This is a genomic window from Myxococcus sp. AM011 (assembly GCF_013372595.1).
Taxonomy (GTDB): Bacteria; Myxococcota; Myxococcia; order Myxococcales; family Myxococcaceae; genus Myxococcus; species Myxococcus eversor.
In genome coordinates this window covers 1-7,037 of sequence record NZ_JABXEM010000406.1, presented here as the reverse complement: position 1 = coordinate 7,037, position 7,037 = coordinate 1, and the positions used below count along the sequence as shown (strand labels likewise).

Sequence of the window (7,037 nt, the reverse complement as noted above, 5' to 3'; positions counted from 1 at the left end):
TCTGGGGACCCCGCCCTCCGCCGCCACCTCCTGGACGCGCTGCAGAGTCTTCCTCCGGACCATCGCGAGGCGGTGGTGCTCAGCAAGGTGGAAGGCTGGTCGTTCGAGGAGATCGCCGCGCTCCGAGGCATCAGCGCGGGCGCCGCGCGACTGCGGGCCCATCGTGGCTACGAGAAGCTCCGTGAGCTGCTCAGCGGGCTGGGAGAGGCGTGATGAAGCCGCCCATCGACATCGACGCCCTGCTCAAGGAAGCGCCTCCCTCGGAGGGCAGCGCGATTGAGCGTGCCCTCGCGAGCGCACGTGGAGAGCTGGCCCTGCGCGAGCCGGTGCGGCGCTGGCGCACGCAGGCCGGCTGGATGATGGTCTCCTCCGGAGGGCTCGCCGTGCTGGTGGCCTGCGTCATGCTGGCCGTCGGCGCGCTCACGCCCCCGGCCATGCTGGCGCGCGTTCCCCTGTTGCTGCTGTTGCTCGTGACGAGCGCCGTCTGTGCCTGGGGCGCGCTGTCCCCGCGTGGACGGGGCCTGCGTCGAGGCGCCGTGGGACTGGCCATGGCCTGCGCCGCGACGCTGGTGCTCGCGCGGGGCTCTCCCGGCACGACGCCGTCCCTGCCCGCCTGGGTGTGCACCGTGAGCCATCTGGCCGTGGACGCGGTGCCGCTCGTGGCGGCGCTATGGATGCTGCGCGGCGCGGCCTTCCAGCCCCTGCGTGCCCTGTGCGCCGGGTTGTCCGTCGGCACGACGGGCGCGTTCGTTGGTGAGCTGGCGTGTGAACAGGACTGGCGTCACGTCGCTGGCTACCACCTGTTCGCGTGGGCGTTCATCTGTGGGGTGGCCCTCGTCATGTCTCGCTCCCTCAAACCCCGCTCCTACGCCCCATGACCCTGGACCCCTCTCTCATCGTGAGCACGGACGTGGACGGAGCACCGGTGCGAATCGGAGAGCACGTCACGGTCGTCAGCGCCTCCTCGGACGGCACCATCAGCCCGGGCTTCCTCGGTCGCACCGGCATCGTCATGGCGCTCGTCTACGACGACCCCAGCCGCCAGTACCCGGCGGATCCGCTCATCCAGGTCCTCGTGGATGGGCTGGGTGAAGACCTCTTCTTCCCGGACGAGTTGGAGGCCCCCTGGGTGCGGCAGCGCGTCCCCCGCCAGCGCGGCGAGGACCGGGAGCACGCCGCGCCACGCGCTCACCGCGTGCGGTAGCCCCCGTCGTGCTCGCGGCGACACGCCAGCATTCGTCCGACGCAGCGGGCATAGTCAGGTGGTGGTGACCTCCCTGGACGACACACCGCGCCCCCTGGGTCGCAAGGCCTACGGTTCGATTCCGCACCTGCCCGGCTCCCGCACCGGCCCCGCGGACAAGCACCTGTCGTTGGCGCTGGCGCGCATCTGCACCGAGCGACTTCGCGACGAGAGAGACCATCTCGTCGTCCTGGAGAAGCTGGATGGCTCCTGCGTCGCCGCCGCGCGCATGGGAGACGACATCCTCGCCCTGGGCCGCGAGGGCCGGCTCGCCTCCCACTCTCCGAATGAAGGCCGCCAGCTCTGGTCCGCCTGGGTCGACACCCACGCGGAGCGCTTCCGGGCCGTGCTCCAATCTGGCGAGTGGCTCGTGGGTGAGTGGCTCGCACTCGCGCACGGCACCCGCTATGCACTGACCCACGAGCCCTTCGTCGCCTTCGACTTGATGCACCAGGGCACGCGCCTGCCCTGGGCCCGGCTCACCGCTCGCGTCCACGCGGGCGGGTTCATCACCCCGGGAGTCATCCACGAGGGCGGTGCGCTGAGCATCGACGCCGCCATGGCGCTGCTGCCGGCGGGCGGGTTCCACCACGCGCTGGACCCCGTCGAGGGGGCCGTGTGGCGGCTCGAGCGCCAGGACGGCGAGGGTGTCAGGGTGGAGCTGCTGACCAAGTATGTCCGTCGCGACAAGGTGGACGGGAGCCTGCTGCCGGAGAACACGGGGCGCCCCGCCATCTGGAACTGGCGCCCCTCGGCGCTCCCACCCAAGGACGTGCTCCCGTGACTCGGGCCCTCTTCGTCACCGGCAACCAACACAAGGCCGACGAGGTCTCCCTCCTGCTGGCGGGCCTCGACATCACCTGGCGGAAGCTCGCACTGCCCGGGCTCACCGCGACGGAGGATGGGACGACCGCCCCGCTGGACCTCGCCACCATCGCGAAGCGCAAGGTGCTGGCCGCCCATGCCCAGCTCGGCGTGCCGTGCTTCGTGGAGACCACCGCGATGGAGCTGGACGACGGCGAGGCCTTCACCGGCGCCCGCTTCAAGAAGGAGCTGCTGGAGTTCGGTGAGCGTGTCTTCCTCGCGAAGAACGGCGGCCGTCGGGGCCGCACCCGCGTGGCCGTGGCCTTCTCCGAGGATGGGCATCCGGACCGCGTCGCCCTCTTCGAGGACGCCATCGAGGGCATGCTGCTCACCCAGCCCCGGGGCGACGGTGGCTATGGCTGGGACGGCGCGTGGCTGCCGGACGGCTACCAGCGCACGCTCGGGGAGATGGCGCGCAACAAGTTCTTCCTCAACATGCGGCACCGTCCCTACCTGGAGCTGGCCGACCGGCTGCGAATCGCATCTCCAGGTGGCGCCTACGAGGCCCACCTCACCGTCTCCGCTCGCACCGAGGAGGACCTCCAGCGCTTCCGCGCGTTCTGCGACGCGGCCTCGGTGAAGTGCATCTTCATCGAGCTGGGCCGGGGCGCCGAGCCCTTCCAGCCCATGACGGCCTCCTACCACCACGGCACGCTCCGGCAGGCGCAGGAGGAAGTGAGGGCCATGGCGCGTGCGCTCGCGAGCGAGGGCTTCGACGTGACGCGCATGAAGCTGGAGGCGCTCGGGAAGAATCGCGACATGCCCGAGGACGACGAGACAGCGCGCGCCCAGCCCGCCAACTACTTCGAGTTCCACGTGAAGGCGCTGATTCCCGCGAGCGGCGAGGGGCTGGATGCCCTGCAAGCCCGCTGCACGCTGCACGGCGCCCACCTGTCTCGCAACGCGCGGAAGATTCGCGAGGACGGCGCCAGTGAGCGCTTCGTCACGCTGCGCGTCTACCACCTGGGCAAGGCGAACGCGGATGCGCGCTTCAACGCGCTGCTCAAGGACCTCTCCGAACTGGGCCTGACGCTGACGCAGCGGCTGCGGGAGTTCACCGTCTACGACTCCAACCTCGGGCTGGACCGGGGCTGGCTGGAGGCCTCGCCGTGAGCGCGCACTCGTTGCCCCTGCGCGCGGGAGTCGCGGTGCTGCGCCGCCTCGCGCGCTCGTCCGAGGCCTCCACGCTCATCCTCCGGGGCGGGCTGATGATGCGACGGTGGAGCGGCCCGGTGCCTCGCCCTGTCGAAGACCTGGACTTCCTCGCGGCCTTCCCCTTCAACGCGCGCGATTGCGTCGACCGGATGGAGCGACTGCTGCGCGACGACACGGGGGATGGCTTCACCTTCGGCGCCTTGCGCTCCGAAATCATCTGGGCGGAGACGGAGTTCCCCGGCGTGCGCATCCACGTGGAGACGCGGCTGCCCGGGGTGGAGTCCGCCTTCGAGCTGCGCATCGACACGGGCTTCGGCGACCCGATGGACCCGCCCGCCACGTGGCTCGACTACGAGTCCTCGGACACCGCGCCCGCGCGAGTCCTCGCCTGTCGTCCGGAGACGCTGCTCGCGTGGAAGGTGCACGGCCTCTTCGAGCGCGGCAAGGGCCGGTTCCGCCCGAAGGACCTCTTCGACACGTACCTCCTCACGAGGTACGCGCCGCTGGAGGCGGAGCTGCTGCCTCGCGCGCTGCGGCTCGCCTTCGCCACGCGCGGAGATTCGCTGGAGGTGATGGAGCGGCTCGTCGGTGGCGAGTTCGGCCGCGGCCCGTGGAGCTTGGAGAAGTGGGCGCGCTACCGGGCCAGTGAGCCGGAGGGGCGCCCCGAGCAGCTCGCCGACGTGGTGACTGCCGTCGCCCAGGCCCTGCGCCCCATCTGGGAGGCGGCGAGTGCGCTTGCGCCCTCGCCCCTCGAAGCCCGCCGCGTCAGTACGACGCGGTGAGGCCCCAGTGGATGCTGGAGTACGTGTCCTCGGCCACGCCTCCGTTGTCCCAGCCCGTCCGCGTGCCGGGGCCGCTGAAGGTGTCCTTGTAGCGCGACACCTTGAAGCGCACCTGGTAGCCCAACGGGCCCCACAGCTCTCCAGCCACGCCCAGCTCCGCCTCCCAGCCGAACGTCGACACCGAGGTACCGTAGTCACTCACTTCCAGGTTCAACGCGCCGCCCTCATCGTTGAAGCCCTGTCCCGGCTTCGGGCTGATGAAGAGCTGGCCCGCAGCCTCCAGGCGCACCTGACGAATCAACGGCACCGACACCTCCAGGCCCACCGCGGGGTACAGACGGTGGGTGCCGGACAGCGGGCTGTCGGCGGACTCGTCCACGTCGAAGGAGCGCGTCAGCAGGCCCGCGCGCGCGCCCGCGTAGCCGAGCAGCTCATGTGACGAGCCCAGGCCGAAGTAGTAGCGGTACATCGCCTGCGCGGTGAGCACCGAGTCGGTGGCCACGACTTCGCGCGTGACGGACTGCCCCGCGTCGTTGAACAGCGTCACGTTCGTGGACGCATATCCGCGCCGGTAGCCCAGCACCGCGCCCAGGCCCCTCAGGGGCGAGGTGTGGCGCGCCAGCGGCAGCAGCTCCAGCTCCGCCGAGATGCCCAGGTACGGCACCGACGACTCGTAGTCAGAGCGGTCTCCAAGCTGCTCGTCCTCGCTCTTGCGATCAAACTCGTCACACGACTTCACACCCGGGCGCGCGCAGTACTTGCGCCACGTCGTCGTGCCGCCCAGCGTGAGCCGGGCCAGCGGCGGACGCACGGCCTCCTTGCCCACCGTGCCACCCGAGCCGGTATCCAGCGCCACCTCCAGGAAAGGATCCGTGGAGGTGTGGGACTCGGGGTCCTCCTCCATGGGAGGCGGCCCATCCGTCGGCTGCGGCGCGATGGCCAGGGCCTCCGGCGTCTTCGTCTCGGGCACCTTCGCGGGACGCTCCACGGGGGGAAGCGGCTTCGGCGACTCGATGGGCCGCTCCGCCACGGGCGCGGGCTCCACCGGCTTGGGGGCCTCCAACGGAGCCTCCTCGACCTTCACCGGCGCCTTCGGCGGCGGGGCCTCGGCCACGACGGGCGGAGGGGTCACCAGCTCCGCGGGCTTCATCGGCTCCGTGGGCGTGACGCCCGGGGGAGGCTCGAAGGCGCGCGTCGGAGCCGACAGCGTCTCGACGACGGCGAGCACCGCGCTCTTCGCATCGGCCGAGGACAGCTTGCCCTTCGTCAACTTCACGTCCTGCTCACCCAGCACGGCGCCGCTCGCGTCCAGCACGCGCACCGTCAGGCCCGACGGGCCGACCGAGCCGGTGACGGCCGCGTCCAGCTTCATCCTCGGCGCCACGGCGACCAGGCCCTGGTCCGTGAAGACGGCGGGGCCCTTCAGCCCGTCCTTCTTCGCCAGCGTCGCGTACTGCTTGAGCGACTGGATCTTCACCTGCTTCGAGCGGCGCAGGGCGGACTCGAGCTGTCCGCGCACCTTGCTACCGCGATCACCCTCCAGCGTCAGCACGACGAGGCGCTTGGGCTCTTCCTTGGGAGTCGCCCCCTTGGGCGCGGCCGCCTTCCGAGTCTTGACGGCCTTGGGCTTCGCCTTCGCCTTGGGCGCCACCACCTGGGCCGGGGCCGCGCGCTTCCTCTTGACGACCTGCGCCAACGCCTCCGGAGAGGCCAGCGCCACCGCCACGAAGAGCACCAGGCCCCAGCGAACCATCGCGTGTTGGGTGTTCATCATTCAGGAGTGGAAGGTTCACCCACCCCGCATGCGAAGTCCAGGCTTGCCCGGCTGTCCGGTCAGGCGTTGAGGTGCGCCGGGGCTCCCACCACCGTCTGGGCGGACACGGAGGACGGCTCCGAATCCATCCCCCGCTCCTCCGAGCGCTCCACCTCCGCGACGTACTGCGCGCGGCCGATGCCCAGGAAGTCGCGCCGGTAGATGCGCACCATCGCCATGAAGATGGAGGCGATGAGCGGCCCCACCAGCAGGCCCATCATCCCGAACACCGCCAGCCCGCCGAACATCGACAGGAAGACGAGCAGCGGGTGCAGCGCCATGCGCGAGCCGCACAACCGGGGACGGATGACGTTGTCGATGCTCCCCACGAGGAACGCCCCCCAGGCCAGCAAGAAGACGCCCTCGCTCACCTGACCCACCGCGATGAGCACCGCGCCGATGGGGCCCCACACCAGCGCCGTACCGCCCACCGGCACCAGCGCCACCAGCACCATGGCCGCGCCCCACACCCCCGCGTGCGGCACACCGGCGATGAGCAGGCCCACGAAGCCCACCGCGCCCTGGATGATGGCGGTGATGGTGTTGCCGTAGACAATCGCGTAGGCGACGTCGGTGAACTCGCGCGAGAAGGCCTCGAAGTAGCGACGGTCCAGCGGAATCAACCGCGTGACTTCCGCCACCAGCCGGCGACCATCCAGGAAGAAGTAGTACATGGCCACGGTCATCAGGAACATGTTGATGACCAGCTCCGTGCCCGCGCCCACCAGGTCTTTCAGCAGCGCCGCGCCGCCCGTCACCGCCGCCATCAGCGAGCGCTCCGTCTCCGCGCTCTCCAAATCCAGGCGGATGTAGCGGCTCAAGCCCCGGGGCAGACTGGACGCGAACTGGTGACGCAGGTCCACCCGCTCCAGCAGGTCCTGCGCCTGCCCCACGAACTGGAACACCTCGCGCGCCACCATCCACCCCACCAGCGCCAGCGGCGCGAGGATGAGGAAGAACACCGTGAGGGTGGACACCCCGGCGCAGAGGGGCTTGCGGCCCCGCAGCTTCTGGCACAGGTAGTCCTGGACCGGCATGAAGAGGACGACCAGGAAGCCGCCCAGCAACACGGGCATCAGGAACGGCAACAGAATCCTGGAGAAAAGAATCAGCGCGAGCGCAAACAGCGCCGCGAACACGTAGTTCGACCACCGCCGCGAATCAGCCACCGCCCCACCCC

The 7,037-nt window shown here is 70.5% G+C and carries 8 protein-coding genes; 6 read left to right on the top strand and 2 right to left on the bottom strand.

Annotated features, from left to right (window positions below):
• The 6 genes from HUW62_RS44725 to HUW62_RS44700 form a co-directional block, all read left to right on the top strand.
• The coding region (locus tag HUW62_RS44725; RefSeq protein ID WP_303626921.1) for an RNA polymerase sigma factor at nucleotides 1-213 on the top strand (213 nt) is incomplete at its 5' end.
• On the top strand, nucleotides 213-878 hold the full coding sequence (locus HUW62_RS44720) for a DUF1109 domain-containing protein (RefSeq protein WP_176437921.1): 666 nt from the start codon (nucleotides 213-215) through the stop codon (nucleotides 876-878). The genes HUW62_RS44725 and HUW62_RS44720, both read left to right, overlap by 1 nt.
• Nucleotides 875-1,204, top strand: coding sequence for a Carotenogenesis protein CarS (locus tag HUW62_RS44715; RefSeq protein WP_163864639.1), 330 nt, complete (start codon nucleotides 875-877; stop codon nucleotides 1,202-1,204). Before HUW62_RS44720 ends, HUW62_RS44715 begins: the two co-directional genes overlap by 4 nt.
• Nucleotides 1,205-1,265: 61 nt before the next feature.
• Complete coding sequence (locus tag HUW62_RS44710; RefSeq protein ID WP_205522610.1) at nucleotides 1,266-2,027, top strand: RNA ligase family protein; 762 nt, start codon at nucleotides 1,266-1,268, stop codon at nucleotides 2,025-2,027.
• The gene (locus tag HUW62_RS44705; protein ID WP_163864638.1) at nucleotides 2,024-3,220 is read left to right on the top strand and encodes a non-canonical purine NTP pyrophosphatase; all 1,197 of its coding nucleotides are present in this window, start codon (nucleotides 2,024-2,026) and stop codon (nucleotides 3,218-3,220) included. Before HUW62_RS44710 ends, HUW62_RS44705 begins: the two co-directional genes overlap by 4 nt.
• Nucleotides 3,217-4,044, top strand: coding sequence for a nucleotidyl transferase AbiEii/AbiGii toxin family protein (locus HUW62_RS44700; RefSeq protein ID WP_176437920.1), 828 nt, complete (start codon nucleotides 3,217-3,219; stop codon nucleotides 4,042-4,044). Before HUW62_RS44705 ends, HUW62_RS44700 begins: the two co-directional genes overlap by 4 nt.
• Here HUW62_RS44700 and HUW62_RS49405 read toward each other — a convergent pair.
• The gene (locus tag HUW62_RS49405; protein ID WP_255203989.1) at nucleotides 4,028-5,818 is read right to left on the bottom strand and encodes a hypothetical protein; all 1,791 of its coding nucleotides are present in this window, start codon (nucleotides 5,816-5,818) and stop codon (nucleotides 4,028-4,030) included. The genes HUW62_RS44700 and HUW62_RS49405 overlap by 17 nt on opposite strands.
• Nucleotides 5,819-5,877: 59 nt before the next feature.
• Nucleotides 5,878-7,026: an AI-2E family transporter gene (locus HUW62_RS44690; RefSeq protein WP_176437919.1), complete on the bottom strand. Its 1,149-nt coding sequence runs from the start codon at nucleotides 7,024-7,026 to the stop codon at nucleotides 5,878-5,880.
• Nucleotides 7,027-7,037 lie beyond the last annotated feature (11 nt).